Annotated in this window: 18 protein-coding genes; 8 read left to right on the top strand and 10 right to left on the bottom strand. The window is 35.5% G+C overall.

Annotated elements, in window-relative coordinates:
• Positions 1 to 26: 26 nt before the first annotated feature.
• Both GOQ16_RS06830 and GOQ16_RS06825 read right to left on the bottom strand, forming a co-directional pair.
• A complete protein-coding gene (locus tag GOQ16_RS06830; RefSeq protein ID WP_160068608.1) occupies positions 27 to 2,567 on the bottom strand; it encodes a CHAT domain-containing protein in 2,541 nt (846 codons plus the stop codon).
• A gap of 5 nt (positions 2,568 to 2,572) precedes the next feature.
• On the bottom strand, positions 2,573 to 4,585 hold the full coding sequence (locus GOQ16_RS06825) for a PKD domain-containing protein (protein ID WP_160068607.1): 2,013 nt from the start codon (positions 4,583 to 4,585) through the stop codon (positions 2,573 to 2,575).
• 69 nt (positions 4,586 to 4,654) lie between these two features.
• Between GOQ16_RS06825 and GOQ16_RS06820 the strand changes: the two genes are divergently transcribed.
• On the top strand, positions 4,655 to 5,209 hold the full coding sequence (locus GOQ16_RS06820; RefSeq protein WP_160068606.1) for an RNA polymerase sigma factor: 555 nt from the start codon (positions 4,655 to 4,657) through the stop codon (positions 5,207 to 5,209).
• A gap of 12 nt (positions 5,210 to 5,221) precedes the next feature.
• A complete protein-coding gene (locus GOQ16_RS06815) occupies positions 5,222 to 5,938 on the top strand; it encodes a tetratricopeptide repeat protein (RefSeq protein WP_160068605.1) in 717 nt (238 codons plus the stop codon).
• Here the strand turns inward: GOQ16_RS06815 and GOQ16_RS06810 are convergent.
• From GOQ16_RS06810 to recJ, 3 genes are read right to left on the bottom strand one after another with little or no spacing between them, the layout of a single operon-like run.
• Positions 5,935 to 7,452, bottom strand: coding sequence for a GH3 auxin-responsive promoter family protein (locus GOQ16_RS06810; protein WP_160068604.1), 1,518 nt, complete (start codon positions 7,450 to 7,452; stop codon positions 5,935 to 5,937). The two genes, GOQ16_RS06815 and GOQ16_RS06810, sit on opposite strands and share 4 nt — an antisense overlap.
• A 26-nt stretch (positions 7,453 to 7,478) precedes the next feature.
• A complete protein-coding gene (lptB, locus tag GOQ16_RS06805) occupies positions 7,479 to 8,213 on the bottom strand; it encodes an LPS export ABC transporter ATP-binding protein (protein ID WP_160068603.1) in 735 nt (244 codons plus the stop codon).
• Positions 8,214 to 8,244: 31 nt separating this feature from the next.
• On the bottom strand, positions 8,245 to 9,945 hold the full coding sequence (gene recJ, locus GOQ16_RS06800; RefSeq protein ID WP_160068602.1) for a single-stranded-DNA-specific exonuclease RecJ: 1,701 nt from the start codon (positions 9,943 to 9,945) through the stop codon (positions 8,245 to 8,247).
• Between the two features lie 116 nt (positions 9,946 to 10,061).
• On the opposite strand from recJ, the gene GOQ16_RS06795 reads away from it, so the two are divergent.
• Genes GOQ16_RS06795 through GOQ16_RS06785 form a run of 3 tightly spaced genes read left to right on the top strand, consistent with a single transcriptional unit; the run spans position 10,062 to position 12,689 of the window.
• On the top strand, positions 10,062 to 10,844 hold the full coding sequence (locus GOQ16_RS06795) for an MBL fold metallo-hydrolase (RefSeq protein WP_160068601.1): 783 nt from the start codon (positions 10,062 to 10,064) through the stop codon (positions 10,842 to 10,844).
• Between the two features lie 56 nt (positions 10,845 to 10,900).
• On the top strand, positions 10,901 to 11,380 hold the full coding sequence (locus tag GOQ16_RS06790) for a cation:proton antiporter regulatory subunit (RefSeq protein ID WP_149913219.1): 480 nt from the start codon (positions 10,901 to 10,903) through the stop codon (positions 11,378 to 11,380).
• Between the two features lie 4 nt (positions 11,381 to 11,384).
• Positions 11,385 to 12,689, top strand: a complete 1,305-nt coding sequence (locus GOQ16_RS06785) for a cation:proton antiporter (protein WP_160068600.1) — start codon at positions 11,385 to 11,387, stop codon at positions 12,687 to 12,689.
• Here the strand turns inward: GOQ16_RS06785 and GOQ16_RS06780 are convergent.
• Both GOQ16_RS06780 and GOQ16_RS06775 read right to left on the bottom strand, forming a co-directional pair.
• Entirely contained in the window at positions 12,686 to 13,018 is a 333-nt protein-coding gene (locus tag GOQ16_RS06780; RefSeq protein WP_160068599.1) for a metal-sulfur cluster assembly factor, read from the bottom strand. The genes GOQ16_RS06785 and GOQ16_RS06780 overlap by 4 nt on opposite strands.
• Before the next feature lie 5 nt (positions 13,019 to 13,023).
• Positions 13,024 to 14,184, bottom strand: coding sequence for a glycosyltransferase family 4 protein (locus GOQ16_RS06775; protein WP_160068598.1), 1,161 nt, complete (start codon positions 14,182 to 14,184; stop codon positions 13,024 to 13,026).
• Positions 14,185 to 14,270: 86 nt separating this feature from the next.
• Between GOQ16_RS06775 and GOQ16_RS06770 the strand changes: the two genes are divergently transcribed.
• Together GOQ16_RS06770 and GOQ16_RS06765 are read left to right on the top strand one after the other, a co-directional pair.
• Entirely contained in the window at positions 14,271 to 15,269 is a 999-nt protein-coding gene (locus GOQ16_RS06770) for a polyprenyl synthetase family protein (RefSeq protein ID WP_240140971.1), read from the top strand.
• A 75-nt stretch (positions 15,270 to 15,344) separates the two neighbouring features.
• The gene (locus GOQ16_RS06765) at positions 15,345 to 16,136 is read left to right on the top strand and encodes a nitrilase family protein (protein WP_149913214.1); all 792 of its coding nucleotides are present in this window, start codon (positions 15,345 to 15,347) and stop codon (positions 16,134 to 16,136) included.
• A gap of 48 nt (positions 16,137 to 16,184) precedes the next feature.
• On the opposite strand, the gene GOQ16_RS06760 is transcribed toward GOQ16_RS06765, so the two are convergent.
• The gene (locus GOQ16_RS06760) at positions 16,185 to 16,562 is read right to left on the bottom strand and encodes a hypothetical protein (protein ID WP_160068597.1); all 378 of its coding nucleotides are present in this window, start codon (positions 16,560 to 16,562) and stop codon (positions 16,185 to 16,187) included.
• A 107-nt stretch (positions 16,563 to 16,669) separates the two neighbouring features.
• Here GOQ16_RS06760 and GOQ16_RS06755 point away from each other — a divergent pair, with 107 nt between their 5' ends.
• The gene (locus GOQ16_RS06755) at positions 16,670 to 17,110 is read left to right on the top strand and encodes a MarR family winged helix-turn-helix transcriptional regulator (RefSeq protein WP_160068596.1); all 441 of its coding nucleotides are present in this window, start codon (positions 16,670 to 16,672) and stop codon (positions 17,108 to 17,110) included.
• 36 nt (positions 17,111 to 17,146) lie between these two features.
• On the opposite strand, the gene GOQ16_RS06750 is transcribed toward GOQ16_RS06755, so the two are convergent.
• Both GOQ16_RS06750 and GOQ16_RS06745 read right to left on the bottom strand, forming a co-directional pair.
• Positions 17,147 to 18,706, bottom strand: a complete 1,560-nt coding sequence (locus tag GOQ16_RS06750; protein ID WP_160068595.1) for an FMN-binding glutamate synthase family protein — start codon at positions 18,704 to 18,706, stop codon at positions 17,147 to 17,149.
• Between the two features lie 119 nt (positions 18,707 to 18,825).
• Positions 18,826 to 19,593, bottom strand: coding sequence for a Rossmann-like and DUF2520 domain-containing protein (locus GOQ16_RS06745; RefSeq protein ID WP_160068594.1), 768 nt, complete (start codon positions 19,591 to 19,593; stop codon positions 18,826 to 18,828).

Here is a 19,593-nt window from a genome sequence, read left to right as displayed (position 1 = left end):
AAAGGGTATTTTATCTATTTATATACTTACTTTATTCGTCCTCGATAAGTTTTATATAAAATAATTCCCATAAAAGTAAAAATTGTAAATCCCAAAATTGCAATTAGTAGGTTTGAAGATTTCTTCAAGCCTACTTCATTTCCAATACCTGTGTAATTAATATTCGCCCAATACCATGGATTTTGTTGTTGTGGAGATGCTTGATTTATAAAATTCCTTTTGGCTTCAGCTAATGCAAACATAGGCTTTCGGGAAGTGTATAACTCATCGTAAAATTTGGATGTCAATTCCAACATGACTTCATCATTGGCAAACCAATAGGTTGAAATTACAGAAGGCACATTTTTACTCATAAAAACGCGTTGTATACTTTCTGTTCCTTCCGAAGGCAAGGCAATACCACTGCCCGTATTACAGGCAGAAAGAAATACTAGAGGTGTTTTGATTTCAAAAAATCGCAATTGATCGGTTGAAATGGCTTGATGCAAATACAAATAAGGCGATTCAACGGTGTCCAATATGGTATGCGCGGCAATGTGAATGATATTTGTTCGAGCAAAGGCATTGCGAATTGTTGAATCACTTTGATTAACAGGTGAAATCGCCAAAGTTTTAAATTTTGTGGTTAGATTCTCTACTTCTTGATTTACAAACTTCAGAGATGGAAGTGGATTCGGAAACTCAGTGCGATAAAGCAATGAAATCTCTTCTACATTTGTTGGTGCATTATTGGTGATAAAATCAAACAACAGAAAGGAATTCAAATACGCAAAATTGTAGGACTGGACTAAGTAATTTTGATCGTACAACGCATCAAAAGGTAATCCGTACAAATCGCCATCCAAAGACAGAAATATATTTTGTTTTGAATTTTTAAGATTTGGGAGTAAAATTAAACTAAGGTATTTAGCATTCTCCAAATACCTTTGCGGATTGTTATTGAATGCATTTGGTGAATCTGCGAAATAAGTGGATTTAAAGCTTAGCAAGTTATCTATAATGCTAGTATCTACTCTTTTGTAAGCTAATTTCCCTTGATCGGTAAAGACGATACTTAAAGATTTATCTTGATGGATATAAAAGCTGTAATACGTGTTTTTTTTGTCTTTTATCTTTTGGAGAAAGTCAGATTTTGAAGGATTGAAATTTATTGTTTCAAAATAGCTTTCGGCTATTTGAAAATCATTTTTCAAATTCGTTATTTGATCTGAAATATATTTTTTCTCTTGCTCTGAATCTGTTGCATCCCGCTTCTGATACAATTGCCTAATCTGATGAATAGCGGATTTAACTTGATCTGACCCCAATGACCAATTTTCAGAACGATTGATTTCGTTGATCAGCAAACGCGCTTTACTCAATTCAATACACCACAGCAAAGTTTCACGGTTTTCTTCGGTTTGGATTTCTAGAGAACTATTGTACAATGAAATCAATTCTTCCAAAATATTTTTATTCCAGATGTTATTTCGTAATTGATCGTTATCGCTGGTTATCAGTTGTTGTGTTCGGAAATCGTTTTCTATCGCCCATTCGTAATACGCAAAGGCTGAATCTACTTTATTCTCAGCTTTAAAACTTCGTGCAAGTCCCAACAATGTATAGGTGTATTTATAATCTAAAATGTATTTCTTGCTTTCCTGCTGGAAATTCTGAAAAGCGATTTTATAAGTTTCGGCGGCAGTTTTAAAGTCATTTTTTTCAAAATAAATATCGGCAAGGCTCAAATAGGCGTTTGCTTTATTACGGTATTGCGTGTTTGGAAATTCATGAGTTAGAATTTGTATAGCCTTTGTAATCTCAGAACTCGATTTATGCAGTTCCGCATACTGTTTCAACGCCGAGCAATACCATATCAACGTGTCAGCCTGTAGTTCATATTTATCAAATTCAGCAAGAGCATGTTTATTATATGTCCTGCTTTCAGGAGTTTTTTCTTGTAATGCATAAGCTGTCGAAAGTGTATTAAAAAGCAAAGCCTTAGTAATAGAGGAATCTATCGTATTAATTTGTTCGGAAATTAAATCAATTGCTTTTTGCGGTTCTCCATTATAGATATAAGCGTTTGCAAGATTGTTGACCAAACCTAGATGTTGAGTGTACTCTGATGGTTTTAAAGAATCTAACAAATTTTCGAGGAGGGTAATCGCTTTCTGATTATCATCTACATGTATATAGAGTGCGGCTAGAGGCTTGAGAATGTATAATGAAATATCAATGTCTGGTATGTTCTTGTTTTTTATATAATTTAAGGCTTTCTCATAATATTGAATACTCTTAAAAATATTGCCATGCTCTCGTAGGTTGTAAGCAATGAAAATTAAACTATTTGAATAGGCTTCATGTTCATATGCATCTTGTGGATCGATAAATAGGCTATTTAAAAATGAATCGGGGTTGTTCAGATATTTCAAGGGTTCATTCGCCGCTATTTCTTCGAAGTCATCAACAGAAATATGTGTCTTTGCTGTGGTTAATGAGTTATTAGAAGTGTTGACATCTTTACAACTCCTGCAAAAAAGAATAAAAGAAAAAAATATAAAACTTACTTGAACACTAACCTTCATTCTGATTAAAAGCGCCAAATTCCATAAATTCCGCTATAAGTTTTTTGATTCTTATCGTAAGAAAGTCTAAAACCTACCGCCGGTCCCATGTAAACTCTTCCGACATTAATATCTAAAAATGGATTATATTTTAATACACTATTCTCTTTTTCTACATTGATATTATTTTCAGTATACACATTGTCAATTGTTCCTTGTGCGGTTGCGTAATAATAGTTTTTTGAATTGCTGAATTTAGTGTTAAAATCTTTGCGTAAAGCAATTCCGGTGCCGATTGAAAACCAAGAATTGATATTATACCGTATTTGTACAGGTAATTGTACAGATAAAAAATCTCTATTTACCGTACTGTCAGCAGCTTGATATTCATATTTTACATCACGTCCATTTTCTTGGAAGGAGATAACACCTTTTTCGTCCATTCGTCCTGTTGTACTGTTACGACTGTAATAGGACGTGTATATTTCCGCTTGCCAGAATGGTTTTTTATAAGGTGCCATTGGGGCTAATCCAAACCCCAACTGAATACCCGGTTTGAATTGTTGTTTCATTATGTTTTCTTTTGGTGTACCAAATGTAGCAACTGTACCTATGGTTATAATTGGTGACCATATTTGTCTAAATCTTGAAGAGGAAATATTGGTCGTAATAGCTGGATTCTTATCGAAATAAATATCCGTGTACGAATTAAAAGATTTGTTTCTGAACTTTTTCTTTTCCATATCAACTTCAAAAAGTATAAAACCTTTGGAGCTATCGGGATCTGTTAACGTTTTAGATGCGGTTCCCGGTAAGGCGATGTCTTTGAAATGAAAGACTAATGCCCCATTCTCTTTGATATAATATTGGTAACAGCCCATTGCAGTTGGGGTCGCGCAGGTATCGCATTGTGGATAAAGGGATTTCAGTCGGAACGTTTCTTTGCGTATTTCTGGTGGCAAGAACATTTCTAAACGTACCTGACGTGCATCACCTTCACCATCATTTTGAAACTGTACTTTGTAAGTCAGCGTCTTATTTTTCGATTGTAGGCGATAGCTCATACGCGCAGGTCTTACCGACATTTTATTCGGATCGTGTGATTTTACAACAGGGATATCCACTTGATGTACATTAGCTATTCCATTTTCTGGAATAAAGACTCCTGTAATAGTCACAATGGCATTCGTGTCGACCAACATATCTTCGGTCACATCCAAATTGATGAGCGAGAATTGTTGTTCAGCATTAGCAGGCTCCACGTCATATGCTGAAAGTGAATTATATGCACCATACAATTCTTTAAAATAACTAACAGCTTGCTGGCTAGAAATGAAATTCGAAACTTCATTAATCCCATAATCTGGACTTCCTGTTTTGGTAAAAGTCGACTGCTTTACAGACGCCCACATGCTGTGAAGGTTATCTTTCTGTAATAGGGTGTCAATCTTTTCTGCATAATATTGGCTTTGATGTACAAGTTTGAAGCCATCCAGACCAGCTATTTTTTCATTCGAGAGAATATATACTTTCCCTTTTTCTCCATTTGTATTCACACCGACAACCAATTGAATGTCTTCTCCAGGTTTAGCATCCGAAAGTTTGAAGATTTGAAAAATTCCATTAGAAGCAAAGAAACTTTGTTCAAAATTATTAGTCTGCACACTAGCTATAGCTGTATTTGTCTTTTTATTATTAACAGGTTTCTTAGTTCTTTTTGGTTTTGGACCATAATCATAATTATTGACGGCATATACTGAGACTTCATAATCTCCAGGTTTAGCGTATTGATGCGTAGGTTCGGGTTGCGTACTAAAATGTCCGTCTCCAAAATCCCACAAATATTTGTAGTATGGTGTCCTTCCTCCAGGTATTTGTACCAATGGCCTCAATATCGGCTTAAAATGAAAAACTCCATCTTGTTCGTATATATCTATATTATTCTGAAATGTGTCGATAGGGGTCGTTGAAGTATCATTTTGCGCATAGCACATGTTAGAAATAAAAATGAGTAATATAGATAGTATTTTGGTCATCATATTTTTAGGTTCATTAAGATATTGAAGTTTTAGAAATATTATTAAATTTACTAAGTAATAGCCAATTAAATGCATATTGATCAAATATATATTCAATACCTAAAAGAAAATAATAGTAGTGGTATTCAATTAATATATAATAAATATTCAAAACAAATTGTTACCCTCATTCAGCAAAATAGTGGGTCAGAAGATGATGGTTACGATATTTTTCAAGAATCTTTAGTGGACATTTACCATATGGTAAATAAGAAAGATTTTGTGCTTACTACAAATTTTGGGTCTTTCTTAAGTTTGGTATGTAAACGCAAATGGCTGAATGTGTTGAAGAAAAATCAACGTATGCCGGTAACAAATCTAGAACAAACTGTATTATATGTTGAAGATGAATCAACTCGAGATTGGGAGGAGATGTTGGAAACAGTAAATCGCGAGAATGCTGTGATGTCTTTACTTAACACTTTGGGAGAAAGCTGTCAGCAAATCATCAAAAGATGTATGGTCGAAAAACATCAAGAGAAAATAGCTGAATCCATGGGAATATCCTATGCCTATCTTCGGAAAAAGAAAAGTGAATGCATGGCATCACTGGTTAAGAAGATTAAAGAAAGCGGATTATTTTAAAAATTAATTGTGATGGAACATTTAGCAGACAAAATACAAGATTATATAGAAGGGCAATTGCAAGGAGAGGAGTTGCTGGAATTTGAACAGCTGATGGATAAAGACACTGATTTTAGAAATCTTGTTCATTTGCAAAGTGAAGTGCATGAAATCATCAATCGACGTCTTTCATCCAATGAAACTGATCTAAGAGAGACTTTGTTTCATGCGGAAACAGAAGTACGTTTCAAAAAGAAGAGAAGTTTTTTTATAGAAATAAAACCATTTTTAGCTGTAGCAAGTGTTGCGTGTGTCCTTTTATTTGGGTATCTATTTTTAATCAATACCAACAATGCCCTTTACGAATTGCCTGTTATGCAATCTGAAATTGTTCGTGGTCAAGAATCAAATAATCAATATGAAGAAGCTGTAAAATTATATAATGAAAAATCATATTCTCAAGCTAGAGCTATATTAAATTCTCTGATTGCTGCAGAACCCGAAGTTGTACAATATCAGTATTATGCAGCTTTGACATATTTGGGTGAGGAGAATTGGGCTGAATCTAAAGAAAAATTAACACCTATTGTTGAAGGAAATTCCATTTTTAAAGATGAGGCGAAATATTATTTAGCCGTAAGTTTGGAAAAATTGGGCAATAAACAGGAAGCAATTGCACTATTAAAAACTATTCCAGCACAAGGACAACTGGGAGAAAAAGCTCAACAATTGTTAAAAAAATTAGATTAAATTTGATGAATAAGCTTCAGCAATGGCTCTAAATAATCTCTATTATTTGCTAGTCTAGGCACTTTGTTTTGTCCACCCAATTTACCTCTTGATTTCATCCAAGTGTAAAAAGTATTCTTTGGAGCGTTATGGATTAAGGGCTGACCTAATGCTAAATTTTTAAAACGTTTGGCGTCATAATCCGAGTTGATTTCGCGCAATGTCGTGTCTAGGGTTTCACAGAATTTATTGAAATCTGAAGGCTGTTTTTCAAACTCAATAATCCATTCGTGTGCTCCAGCATCTTTGTTACTGAAATATACTGGTCCAGCAGTGTAATCTTTGATAATCGCATCGGTAGCATTGCAAGCTATATGTAATGCTTGATCTGCATTATCTACTATGACTTCTTCTCCGAAAGTATTAATATATTGTTTGGTACGTCCAGAAATTTGGAAACGATAAGGAGATAGAGACGTGAATTTGATGGTGTCTCCGATTTTATAGCGCCACAAACCTGCATTGGTAGAAATGATGAGCGCATAATTTTTACCTAATTCCACCTCGTGCAATCCTAAAGTTTTCGGATGCTCATCGTCTAAATTTTCCATTGGAAGGAATTCGTAATAAACTCCATAGTCCAACATCAACAATAAATCTTCGGAGTCCGATTCATCTTGGATACCAAAATAACCTTCTGAAGCATTGTAATTCTCCAGATAATACATATTATCAGATGGAATCAACTGCTTAAATTGTTCCCTATAAGGTTTAAAGCTTACACCACCATGACCATAAAACTCAAGATTTGGCCATACTTCCAATAAGTTTTCTTTTCCTGTTATCTCTAAAATACGTTTAGCCATCACGATATTCCACGTCGGCACACCTGCAAGGCTTGTCACATTTTCTTTTATCGTGAGTTGAGCGATTTGTTCAATTTTTTCTTCAAAATTGGGATTTAGCGTGACTTCTAAATTTGGCGTACGCATGAATTCTGCCCAAGAAGGAAGATTTCGCAACAGAATTGATGATAAATCACCATAATATGAATCGGGACTAAAATTGTTAATCTGCGAAGATCCACCAATAACAACTGATTTTCCGGTGAAAAGATTGTTATTAGGTTTATTATGGCAATAAATTGTTAGCATGTCTTTTCCACCTTGGAAATGGCAGCCTTCTAAAGCTTCTAAACTGACAGGAATAAATTTGCTGCGATCTGCAGTTGTACCCGAAGATTTGGCAAACCATTTGATATCAGATGGCCACAAAATATTTTGTTCGCCTTTTATCATACGATCGATGTAGACTTTTAAATCGTCGTAATCGCTTATTGGTACTCTACTCTTAAATTCTTCAGGCGTCAAAATACTTTTGTAATCGTATTTTTTGCCCCATTCAGTTGCTTCGGCAGCGGAAATTAAATTTTGGAACCATTCTTCTTGTACATCGTGCGGATATTTGATAAAGAGTTCAATCTGATGAATTCTTTTTTGCATAATCCAAGTAAAGATAGAATTGAGTAGCGCCATAACTTAGTTAGTAATCTAGCTTTAAGTTAGAGTTTTTTTCTACGTAATACAAAATTCTGACCTAAGTAGAATTTACGGGCCATCTCGTTTTCTGCAATATCTTCTGGCTTGCCCGTCAGCATGATTTTACCCTCGGTCAAGAGATAAGCTCTGTCGGTGATCGAAAGAGTTTCCTGTACATTGTGATCCGTAATCAATACGCCAATATTTTTGGCTTTCAATTTCGAAACGATAGACTGGATTTCTTCTACCGCAATAGGATCGACACCAGCAAAAGGTTCATCGAGAAGAATAAAGTTTGGATTTGCGGCTAATGCACGTGCGATTTCGGTACGACGACGCTCACCGCCTGATAATAAGTCACCACGGTTTTTGCGTACACGGTGCAAGCTGAATTCGCTAAGAAGCTCCTCCAATTTTGCCATTCGCTCTGCTTTATTCGGGTAATGAATTTCAAGAACAGCGAGAATATTATTTTCAACAGAAAGCTTACGAAATACAGAAGCCTCTTGCGCTAAATAGCCGATGCCTTTTTGAGCTCGTTGAAACATCGCATCTTTGGTAATTTCTTCATCGTTCAGATATACAGCGCCCTCATTAGGTTTGATAAGACCTACAATCATGTAAAATGAAGTCGTCTTGCCAGCACCATTAGGACCTAATAATCCAACAATTTCACCTTGTTCCACATGAAATGAAACATCATTAACAACTGTGCGTTGTTTGTATTTTTTGATGAGATTTTCTGCTCTAAGTATCATGAATTAATATTTCAGCTATTGCAAATATATTTTAATATCGGATTGCTTTGATATTTAATTGCAAATTCTTTTTGCCTCTCCAATTGTTTTCTTCTATCGTATAGCAAATGTCGAAAGGCTTTTGATTTTGAATGTATGGCAATTGTTCGGCTAATCCGAAGGCTATACAATCAAAACTTGGTGAACCTTCTTGATGAACAGACAATTTTAAGTGATTGTTTCCAACAATATATGCTGAGCCGAGAATTTTAACATTTTTTGACATGAATACCGGTGCTTCATTTTGCGGACCAAATGGTTCAAATTGTTTTAAAATCCGGTTAAGTTTGCCATCAATATCTTTCAATTCTATTTCCAGATCGATTGTTACTTCTTGCTGAAGCATCTCTGGTTTAATAGATTTTTGAACGACATCTTCGAATTTTTGCTGAAATAAACTGATGTTTTCTTCACGCATGGTCAAGCCAGCCGCATATTTATGTCCACCAAATTGATCGAGTAAGTCACTGCATTCACTTAAGGCTTCGTATAAATCAAAGCCAATTACTGAACGCGCGGAACCAGCAATGTGTCCATTTGTCTGTGTTAAAATTACAGTAGGACGGTAATATTTTTCTGTCAGCCTCGATGCAACAATTCCTATTACACCCTTGTGCCAATCTGATTTATATAAAACGGTAGATTTTCGCAATTGATTCTCTGCTGACGCTTCTATAATGGATAGCGCTTCATTTGTGATATTCAGATCAAAATCTTTACGCAGATTGTTTTGATCGTCGACAGCCATTGAAAAGTTTTTAGCTTCTTCTTCAGATTTAGAAATCAAAAGTCGCACAGCGTCTTTGGCATGTTCAATTCTTCCAGCAGCATTGATTCGCGGCCCAATCTGAAAGACTATATCATTTACAGAGAAAGTACGTGTGCGGTTGGTGGATAAATCAATCAAGGCTTTAAAACCTACGGACGGATTTGTGTTTAATTTTTTAAGACCAAAATGTGTGAGTGTCCTATTTTCTCCAGTAATGGGAACAATATCTGACGCAATACTTACGGATACCAAATCCAAATACTGATAAGCAGCCTCCATATCCATATTGTTTTTCTTGATAAAAGCTTGGATAATTTTAAAGCCAATGCCGCATCCTGAAAGTTCTTTGTACGGATAGTCACAATCTTGACGTTTTGGATCTAATACAGCAACAGCATTTGGAATATTTTCACCTGGAAGATGGTGGTCACCAATGATAAAATCTATGCCTTTGCTATTCGCATAATCGATTTTATCTAATGCTTTGATACCACAATCTAACGCAATGATTAACGAAAAGCCATTTTCTGCGGCATAATCTATTCCTTGCGTAGAGATACCATATCCTTCCGCGTAGCGGTCCGGAATATAAAATTCAATACGGGAATGAAATGCTCGAAAAAAGCTGTATACAACAGAGACTGCTGTAGTGCCATCTACATCGTAATCTCCGTAAATTAGGATTTTTTCTTTGTTACCGATTGCTTGCTCAATGCGGGTTATCGCGACGTCCATATCCTTCATCAAAAAAGGATCATGTAAATGATCCAACGAAGGTCTGAAATAAAGTCTTGCTTGTTCGAAGGTGTCAATAGCACGGCTGACCAAAAGGTTTGCAACGATGTCATTGACACCTAGTTCTGCTTTTAAATGATTAACTTTGTTGCTATTATTTTTTGGTTTTAGGACCCACCTTTTTTGCATATCTTTGCACAGTATTTGTATGTAAATATACATTTTATAGGTGTAGTAACCTAATACTCGCAGTTGTTAATTAAATTGTTGTTTCCTAACTATCATATTTACAATAAAATAAAAGAATGATTCAAGCGTATTCTTTATTCGAAGGTTCCTTCTCTGTTGATGCATCGAAAAAATTTGTTCCTTTTGATCCTGAAAAGGATGATCCTAAAAGCCGTCCAGCATCTTTATTTGTTCACGTTCATCCTTTTTTGATTGAATCAAGTAATGGTTTAATATTGTGTGACGCAGGACTCGGATTTCGTACAGATGAGGACGAATTATTGATTCATCAGAATATTCGTAAATTGGGGTTTGAACCTGAAGATGTGAAATACGTATTGATGTCGCATTTGCACAAAGATCATACAGGAGGTTTGGTTGATTTTAAAGATGGAGTTGGGCGTGTAGCATTTCCCGAGGCGGAATATATTATTCAGCGAGGCGAATGGGAGAATGCATATTCTACGGAATCAGCTTCTTACCGCACGGAAGTGTTCGATGTTATTCAACGTTCTGGAAACTTGACTTTAGTCGAAGGAGAAGGGATTGTAAATAATGAAATTCGTTACGAAATAAATGGCGGACACACAGAATATCATCAAGCCTTTCATATTGAAACGGGTGGCGAACATTTCTTCTTTGGTGGAGATGTATTGCCTGAGCCCGAAGAGTTGTTCAAAAATTTCATAGCGAAATATGATTTTGATGGAAGAGCCTCGCGCGATAAGCGTAAAGAATATTGGGAACAAGGTGCTCCAGAGGGTTGGATTTATTTATTTTACCATGGCAAATCTTTGGCTATGGGACTACCAAAATTGAAAGACGATGGGACTTATAAGTTAGTTGATCCTAACAAATAGCTCATTTTTATTATATTTGAATAAATCAGTTGTTTTAAAACTAATAACATAGTACTATGTCAGTAGTTAGAGAAAGTGATCTTATTGGTATTGGTAAAAAGTTTCAGATTGAAACAGAAGCTGGTGACAATATGGTCGTAGTAATTCATGATGATGGTCGTCGTGAACTGTACCGTCATGATGACGAAGATAATGAAACACATTGTGTGATGACATTATCCGATGAAGAATCGCGTCAAGTAGCTGGAATTATTGGCGGATTATCCTACAAGCCAAAAGCTTTAGAAACCATTGAAGTCGCGTTGGATGACTTGCGCATCGAATGGTATAAAGTAGAAGCTTCAAATGATGGCGTGAACAAAAGCATTGGTGAATTGGGTGTACGTCAAAAAACAGGTGCTTCTATCATTGCCGCTATCAAAGATTCGGATACCATCATCAATCCAGGGCCAGATTATGTAATCGAGCCAGGAGCAACGTTAGTAATCGCAGGTAAAGCAAAAAACATCAAATTACTCAAAGAATTATTAGTGTAAAAATATGTCGCATATCATAATTTTAGAAATAGGAATAGCTGTCTTACTGGTTGCATCAGTTGGTTTACTGGCGAATAGATTACGTTTTTCTGTCATTCCATTTTTTATTATTATAGGCATGTTACTAGGCAATAAGGAATATCCTGACTTTATTGCGAATTTCCTCTCATCTATCAATATCTCGGCTGTAACGGCAACAGTGGATAGCGTTTGGTCTTTTCTTACTTTTACCGAAAGTAAACCTTTCATCGATTTTATGGGTAAGCTGGGTGTGCTGTTTCTCCTGTTTTACCTCGGATTAGAGTTTTCTGTAAGTAGATTGATTAAATCTGGGAAATCCATTGTCACGGGTGGAACGCTTTATGTAATCCTGAATTTTGTTTCGGGGCTGCTTATAGGCTGGTTGATGGATTTGCCTTTCAAGGAATTGATGGTACTCTGCGGTCTGATGACCAGTTCTTCTACTGCTATTGTAGCCAAGGTATTAACTGATTTGAAGCGTACAGCAAATGCAGAAACGGAAGTAATCATGGGTATGATTATGTTTGATGATTTGTTTATTGCAATGCACATTTCGTTCCTATCGGGACTTATTTTGACAGGAAGTACGTCGGTTTGGGCAGTTGCAGGAACATCTTTGCTGGCACTTGGATTTATACTTACATTTTTGATATTGGGGCGAAAACTCGTTCCTTTTATCGATAAGATACTTCACGATAAATCATCTGAATTATTTATACTCATCATTTTTAGTTTACTTTTTGTAATAGCGGGATTTTCCGAAACCATCCACGTTGCTGAAGCTATCGGTGCGTTAATGGCTGGATTAGTGTTTGCAGATTCAAAATATATAAAGAAGATTGAAGCAATGGTTCTTCCTTATAAGGACTTCTTTGGCGCCATGTTCTTCTTTAGTTTTGGACTTTCGATAGATATTTATTCACTAGGTGGTGCAGTAGGTTGGGCGGCTATAGCGGCAGTATTTACTGTTATTTGCAATGTGGCTTCTGGATATTTCGCCGCTCATTTTGCGAAAATGAAACCGCGCGCTTCATTTGATATTGGTTTAACGTTATCCGCAAGAGGTGAATTTTCTATTATTATGGCAAATATTGGTAAAGCAGGTGGTTTGTTGCCTGTCATTCAATCTTTCGTAGTAGTATATGTTTTGATATTATCTATTGTCTCTCCATTACTGACTAAAGAATCAAGAAATCTTTGGAATGTATTATTTGGTGAAGATAAAAAAGCTCCCAAACCCAAAAAGACTTTAGCGGAGTTGGAAGCTTCAGTGGCGGAGAAAGACTAAAGAAAACCTAATTCTAATTTAGCTTCTTCGCTCATCATATCTCTATTCCATGGTGGATCGAATGTTAGTTCTACTAATGACTCATTTACACCTTCAATAGCCGCTACCTTGCGTTGTACTTCGTCCATGATTTCACCCGCAACAGGGCAGCCTGGCGCAGTCAACGTCATTACGACTTTTGCTATACCGCCTTCTTTCGTGATTATTTCATATACCAATCCCAAATCCACAATATTCGCAGGTTTCAACTCTGGATCGTAAATGCTTTCTAATACTTCTCTAATTTTGGGTGCCAACCCCAAATGATCTATAATGATTATGTTGCTCATCGTTTTTAATTATTGTTTAAGACTGTTGTATAAATCATCTCAAGTGATTTGATATTATTTTCCAGTGTATATTTTTTATTATATTCTTTTATACAATTTTTACTGATTACTTGTTTTGATTGATCCGACAAACCAGAAAATTTATCTAGTATTGTTATCAAGCTTTCTACTTCTCCAGGTGCGAAATGAAAGCCTGTCTCCCCATTTATTATCATTTCATCTAAAACCCCAATCTTACTCGCAATAACAGGAGTTCCTGCTGCATACGCCTCCAAAACAGTCATTGGCATTCCTTCAAACCATACGGATGGAACAATCAACGCTTGACTTGACGCTAATGCTTGATTTAATACTTCTTTATTTTGAAAACCCCGATATTGAATATTGTTGCTATTATTTGCGGTATTTTTTACTTCTTCGATAAGAGGACCGTCTCCGTAAATTTCGAGATTATAATCTGGTCTATCTACAAATGCAACTAATAAGGTTTTTATACCTTTTTCGATAGAAAGTCTACCTATAAATACAAAACTATTACTTTCAGTATGATTTTTTAATGCTGTTGGTTCAATCGCATTAACTTTTAACGCAATTTGATTCTCTTCTATATTTTTGGAAGATTTTAAAATTAAGGTTTTCATGAATTTGGAGAAAACCAAATACTTATTAATTTGCTTCCAAGTTCCTAATTTCTTATGTAAATAATATGTGAAAGCAACCCAAAAAGTTTTGAAAAAAGAATTGTCTAAAGATTTCATTTTAACAGACTTCCATGGGAATTCTTTGTCAATCGTATCCAAGAAGATTTCATCATGTGCAAATAAAGTTGCTGAAGGATCAAGTAGTCGATAGTTATGTAAAGTATTAACCATTTTGAATCCTGACTGATGTAATCGTCGAATTACCAAAGGTCCAATCGCATAATGTAAATTATGAATATGAACAATGTCTACTCTGAATTCTCTCGCTTTTCGAAGTATTTTGGCTGCGGCGAAGATGTTCCAAGGATACAAGGCAAACTGAACTAGTCCTTGCAATCCTTTTCGATTTTGAAAAGTAATAGTCTCCACTTGATGGTCTTTTTTCAAAGCTTCCACCTCTTGGTGAAACACCACATCTTCACCACCCTTATGTTGGTAATAATTATGGACAACCAAAATTCGCATGAGATTTTTTCTACAAATATACTATTAATACCACCGTCAAATTACAAGGAATTGTAAAACAGTTAAAATATATATAGTATCTTCGTATGAATATTCACGTACTACATATGTTTGGAAATCCGTACTATGCTGAGAAAATCAGTGATGCATTAGAAAATATACAATTACCTGAATCACCGAAAAATCTTTACGATCCTATTCATTATATTCTGTCTCTATCGGGTAAGCGTATTCGTCCGCAATTGGTGTTTATGGGAGCAAGTTTATTTGGGTATGATAATCTTGAAGATGTTCTTCCTGCATCTATTGCGATAGAATATTTTCACAATTTCTCGTTGATGCATGACGACATCATGGACAAAGCGCCGCTTCGTCGTGGTATGCAAACTGTACATCAAAAGTGGAATGATAGTGTAGCTATACTTTCTGGAGATGCTCTATTGGTTAAATCATACGAAGAATTATCAAAATGTCCAGCACATGCGGTGCCAGAATTATTAAAGACATTCAATCGTGTGGCTTTGGAAGTATGTGAAGGTCAGCAACATGATATGGATTTTGAACTTCGGAATGATGTCAGTGAGTCCGAATACATCAATATGATTCGGTTAAAAACATCAGTTTTATTGGGCGGTGCTTTAGAAATGGGTTCGATTATTGCGAGGGTAGATGCATTGGAGCGGAAAAAATTGTATGATTTTGGTGTGAATCTCGGAATTGCATTCCAACTTCAAGATGATATTTTAGATACTTTCGGTGATCCGGAGACTTTTGGAAAGCAAGTAGGTGGAGATATTATAGTGAATAAAAAGACAATTCTACATATTATGCTGAAAAAGGCCTTGAATTCGGATGATCTGGTAGAATTTGAAAACATTTTGTCTTTGAATGAGTCTGAGGGAATAGAAAAGGTTGAAAGAATGAAAAATTTATACACCAAGTATAAAATATTTGAACAAGCAAATGCGTTAAAAGGAGAGTATTCGTCAAAATCTTTGGATAGTTTATCAGCAATAAATGTTTCATCAGAAAATAAACAAGATTTGATTATTTTGTCTAATAATTTATTGAATCGTAGTAAATAACGGTTAAGAATTATGTTTTTTGTTGAATTTTAGTATATTAGAATATAATAATTGTAAAGAAGGAATCACCTATTAATGGAACCTATAAAAATCACCATATTTCAAGCTTATCTCTTTTGGGAAAATGTTGAAAAAAACCTTCAGAATTTAAGCTTGCGCCTATCATCTTTGCGTGAAAAGACAGATTTGATTATTTTACCCGAAATGTTCAATACTGGTTTTACGACGAATGTGGAGAAATGTGCAGAAGAGATGGACGGGATGACGATGCGATGGTTGTACGAGACAGCAAAGAAATTTGATTGTGTTGTAGCTGGAACTCTTATAGTACGGGAGGGCGGTAATTATTATAATCGTTTTGTGTGGATGTCTGCTGATGGTAGTTATGTACACTATGACAAACGTCATTTATTTGGCATGGCAAAAGAAGGCGCACCGAAAGAAAGCGATTTGTTTTCTGCAGGAAAATCGCGAATCATGTTGCAGCTGAAGGGGTGGAAAATTTGTCCGATGATTTGTTATGATTTAAGATTTCCAGTTTGGTCTAGAAATGCTGAAAATGGGTACGATTTGTTGGTGTATACTGCAAGTTGGCCAGACAAGCGTTCGTCACATTGGCGTGCGTTGATTCCTGCTCGTGCTATTGAAAATCAAGCTTACGTGATTGGGGTAAATCGTGTTGGACATGATGGCAATGAAGTGTATTATTCAGGCGGATCAATGTGTATTTCGCCACTAGGAGATGTAATATATTACAAGCCAGAGGATGAAGATTTATATACTTTTACATTAAATCCGCAAGACCTTCAAAAATCGAGAGAACAGTTTCCATTCTTGCAGGATGGCGATAAATTTAACATTTTGTAAAAAAAAATATTCTGAAAAAAATGCTCGCAAATAAATTACGAGCATTTTTTATTTATAAGGTCTTTCCAATATAGCTGCTTGAATTACCGCTTGTCTCAAATCAAAATCAACTACATTTTTTTCTGATTGTTTCTCTTCAATACGTGGTGTTGGTAATGGATTTTTTATTTGATTTTGCCTTCTTCTTTGTTGTGCAGCGATTACTTCTGCCGGAATTTCCTCTTGATAAGTTCTCTCAATTTGGGCAGTATATGTTTCCTGACGTTTGGCTTTTTCTATAGTTTGCTGAATCGGAGGAATAGGAGTGGGTTGCGGACGCACATTCGGTCTGCGAGATTTGGATTTCTCCATTTCTTTCTGATAGTTTTTATATACATTATATATTAACCCTCCAATTGCAATTAGCACTATAATGAAATTTTCCATAGCTAAATATATTAAATATTAAATATTTAATTTGAAAAATGATAAAAATTTGCAAAATTCACATATTCTTCTTTAATTGCATAAGCAACCTAAATTATTACTAAATAATGAGTGACGAACTACTACAATCAGATGAATTTTTTTCTTTCCTTACAGGGAAAGTTTCAACCGCTATATCTCGGCGGCTTCAACGTAACTTGAAGCTTGCAAAATTGAATATTACTTCTGAACAATGGACGATTTTATATCATTTGTGGCAAGAGGAAGGATTGACGCAACAAGAATTAGCAAATTTAACATTTCGCGATAAACCAAGTATAACGAGACTAATAAATAACTTAGAGAAAATATCGTTAGTTATTCGTGTAAATGATAAACAGGATCGTCGTTCAAACTTAATCTATTTAACCAAAGAAGGGCGTAAGCTGAAAGAGGAAGGTATGAAGCAATCTACTATTACATTAAATGAAGCTGTAGCTGGATTGAATTTGGAGGAACTTCGTGCTGCACAACATATTCTAGATAAAGTATTTCATAATATAAAATAAAAACTAAGGTCGACTATTAAGTCGACCTTAGTTTTTTTAGTCATCCAAAAATTCTTCTTTTTGGAATGAATTTTCTCTCTTATTATATTTTCCAGTTTTGTTGAAATATATATCGTGGAAACTTACTGTATTCACGGCGTCAACTTTTCTGAAGAATTTTTCTGCTTTGATATCATCCACTGTTTTGAATCCACATGCTTCCATGATTTCTACAGTTGCACGTAATGTATTTCGGTGAAATTGCGCAACACGTACATGTTTATCAGCAACATCTAGTCCTTTGTATAAGTGCGGTTTTTGCGTTGCAACTCCTACTGGACATACGTCTTCATTACATTTCAAAGCTTGAATACATCCTAAGGCGAACATCATTCCGCGAGCACTGTAACATGCATCTGCTCCCAAAGCTAGTGCTTTCATTAAATCGAATCCTGTTACAATTCGGCTCGAAGCGATGATTTTTATATGTTTTTTCAACCCATAATTGATTAATGTAGTTGTCACAAAAGTCAACGCGTCGTATAACGGCATACCGATATTGTCAGTAAACTCTAACGGAGCAGCACCTGTTCCACCTTCAGAACCATCAATGGAGATAAAGTCTGGGTAGATCTGCGTATTCTGCATTGCATGACAGATGTCAATAAACTCTTGTTTGTCACCTATACAAATTTTGAAACCTACAGGTTTATATCCCGACAATTCGCGAAGTTTTTGAATGAAATACATCATATCCTCTGGATTGCCAAATGCACTGTGCGCTGGAGGTGACATGACATCTGTTCCCGGGATGACGTGACGGATTGCCGCAACTTCTGGTGTATTTTTAGCAGCTGGAAGGATACCTCCGTGACCAGGCTTCGCACCTTGCGACATTTTCAACTCAATCATTTTAACGTAAGGTCTATTCGCTTTTTCAGCGAAAAGTTCTCCATTAAAATATCCATTTTCATCTCTACAACCAAAATACCCTGTACCAATCTGCCAAATCAAATCTCCACCATTGATGTGGTAATTTGAAATACCACCTTCTCCTGTATTATGCGCAAATTTCTGTAATGCCGCACCTTTGTTTAATGCAGTAATAGCAGTTTTGCTCAATGCACCATAACTCATAGCAGAAATATTGAAAATACTCAAACTATAAGGTTGCTTACAAGCTGCATTACCCACCATCGTGCGCAAGTCGTGGTTTTCTATATGTGTAGGGAAAATGGAGTGTGCTACCCACTCATTACCCACTGCTTGCGGATCAGTTTGCATACCGAATGCAACCGTCTCGCGTTGGTTTTTAGCTCGTTGATAGACGATAGAACGTTGTCTTCTATTGAACGGTCTACCATCCGTATCTGATTCCCAAAAATACTGTCTTAGCTCTGGTCTAAAAGATTCAAAGAAATAGCGAAAAGCTCCTACAACAGGGTAATTTCTAAGAATAGCATGATGTGTCTGTAGACTGTGATAAATTGCAACTACTAATAATGGAATAGGAATTATTAATAACCAAAACCATCTTGGTGTGAATATTAATCCAAAGGAGATGATGATAAGGTTTATTACAATTATGGATATAAGAATTAGTTTTCTAACTGCCATGATTCAATCTGAAGTTATAGTATATACTAATATTTGTTTTAAAATATTCTACAAAATTAGTAAGTAATTTCAGCATTCAGACAGCTTATAGCACTTTTGCTTATTTCGTAATTAAAAGACTAGTTAGTATATCTTTTAATAATAAAATCTGTTAAAACTTGATATATTTTGCTTTCCTCTGGGTATTGAGTTAAGAATTGTAAATGCTTATCAATGATATTGAAATCGCCTCTGCGCGCAGGGCCAGTTTGGGTTTCAATAGGCGTATGGTTTTGAACCTTTATTGTTGTTTCTAAAATTATAGGTTTCAGCAATTCAAAGTCTAAATTTTCCTTGTCCAATATTTCCTTTGCCATCAAAAATAACGCATTGCTAAAGTTGTTGGCGATTACTGCAGACAAGTGTAGAGCTAGCCTTTGTTGCGAAGTACATGCAAATGTCTTAGGTGCGATTGCCTGAATTAATGAAAAAAGCTTTTCAAAAGTCTGTGTAGAATTACCTTCTATTCCAAATGGGATTACGGAAAGATCTGTTTCTATAGCTTTGTTTATACTTTGGGGTGGATAAATAACACCAAAATTTATAAAATCAGCAAACACATCTAAGTTTGTTGCGCCAGAAGTGTGGGCAACTATTCCTTGTAAAGATTTTGGTAAATCAGCTATTACGGAATGGATAGCGCTATCGGAAACAGCGATAATATACAAATCCGCTTCTGTATTAATTTGTGTTAAATCATCTGTAGCTGCGCTATTTAGAACATTAGCCAATGCTTGCGCATTGGCTAATGTACGACTGTATACTTGTAAAATCGTATTATTGGCTGAATATAACGCCTGTGCTAAATGCGTAGCAATATTTCCACTACCAATAATAACGATATTCAT

Source organism: Sphingobacterium bovisgrunnientis, assembly GCF_009829085.1.
GTDB lineage: Bacteria > Bacteroidota > Bacteroidia > Sphingobacteriales > Sphingobacteriaceae > Sphingobacterium > Sphingobacterium bovisgrunnientis.
This window is presented reverse-complemented; position numbering and strand designations above follow the sequence as displayed.

Coding starts and splice junctions, on each gene's coding strand:
- GOQ16_RS06830 (WP_160068608.1), bottom strand. CDS start 2,567: ATGAAGGTTAGTGTTCAAGTAAGTTTTATATTTTTTTCTTTTATTCTT.
- GOQ16_RS06825 (WP_160068607.1), bottom strand. CDS start 4,585: ATGATGACCAAAATACTATCTATATTACTCATTTTTATTTCTAACATG.
- GOQ16_RS06820 (WP_160068606.1), top strand. CDS start 4,655: ATGCATATTGATCAAATATATATTCAATACCTAAAAGAAAATAATAGT.
- GOQ16_RS06815 (WP_160068605.1), top strand. CDS start 5,222: ATGGAACATTTAGCAGACAAAATACAAGATTATATAGAAGGGCAATTG.
- GOQ16_RS06810 (WP_160068604.1), bottom strand. CDS start 7,452: ATGGCGCTACTCAATTCTATCTTTACTTGGATTATGCAAAAAAGAATT.
- lptB (WP_160068603.1), bottom strand. CDS start 8,213: ATGATACTTAGAGCAGAAAATCTCATCAAAAAATACAAACAACGCACA.
- recJ (WP_160068602.1), bottom strand. CDS start 9,945: ATGCAAAAAAGGTGGGTCCTAAAACCAAAAAATAATAGCAACAAAGTT.
- GOQ16_RS06795 (WP_160068601.1), top strand. CDS start 10,062: ATGATTCAAGCGTATTCTTTATTCGAAGGTTCCTTCTCTGTTGATGCA.
- GOQ16_RS06790 (WP_149913219.1), top strand. CDS start 10,901: ATGTCAGTAGTTAGAGAAAGTGATCTTATTGGTATTGGTAAAAAGTTT.
- GOQ16_RS06785 (WP_160068600.1), top strand. CDS start 11,385: ATGTCGCATATCATAATTTTAGAAATAGGAATAGCTGTCTTACTGGTT.
- GOQ16_RS06780 (WP_160068599.1), bottom strand. CDS start 13,018: ATGAGCAACATAATCATTATAGATCATTTGGGGTTGGCACCCAAAATT.
- GOQ16_RS06775 (WP_160068598.1), bottom strand. CDS start 14,184: ATGCGAATTTTGGTTGTCCATAATTATTACCAACATAAGGGTGGTGAA.
- GOQ16_RS06770 (WP_240140971.1), top strand. CDS start 14,271: ATGAATATTCACGTACTACATATGTTTGGAAATCCGTACTATGCTGAG.
- GOQ16_RS06765 (WP_149913214.1), top strand. CDS start 15,345: ATGGAACCTATAAAAATCACCATATTTCAAGCTTATCTCTTTTGGGAA.
- GOQ16_RS06760 (WP_160068597.1), bottom strand. CDS start 16,562: ATGGAAAATTTCATTATAGTGCTAATTGCAATTGGAGGGTTAATATAT.
- GOQ16_RS06755 (WP_160068596.1), top strand. CDS start 16,670: ATGAGTGACGAACTACTACAATCAGATGAATTTTTTTCTTTCCTTACA.
- GOQ16_RS06750 (WP_160068595.1), bottom strand. CDS start 18,706: ATGGCAGTTAGAAAACTAATTCTTATATCCATAATTGTAATAAACCTT.
- GOQ16_RS06745 (WP_160068594.1), bottom strand. CDS start 19,593: ATGAATATCGTTATTATTGGTAGTGGAAATATTGCTACGCATTTAGCA.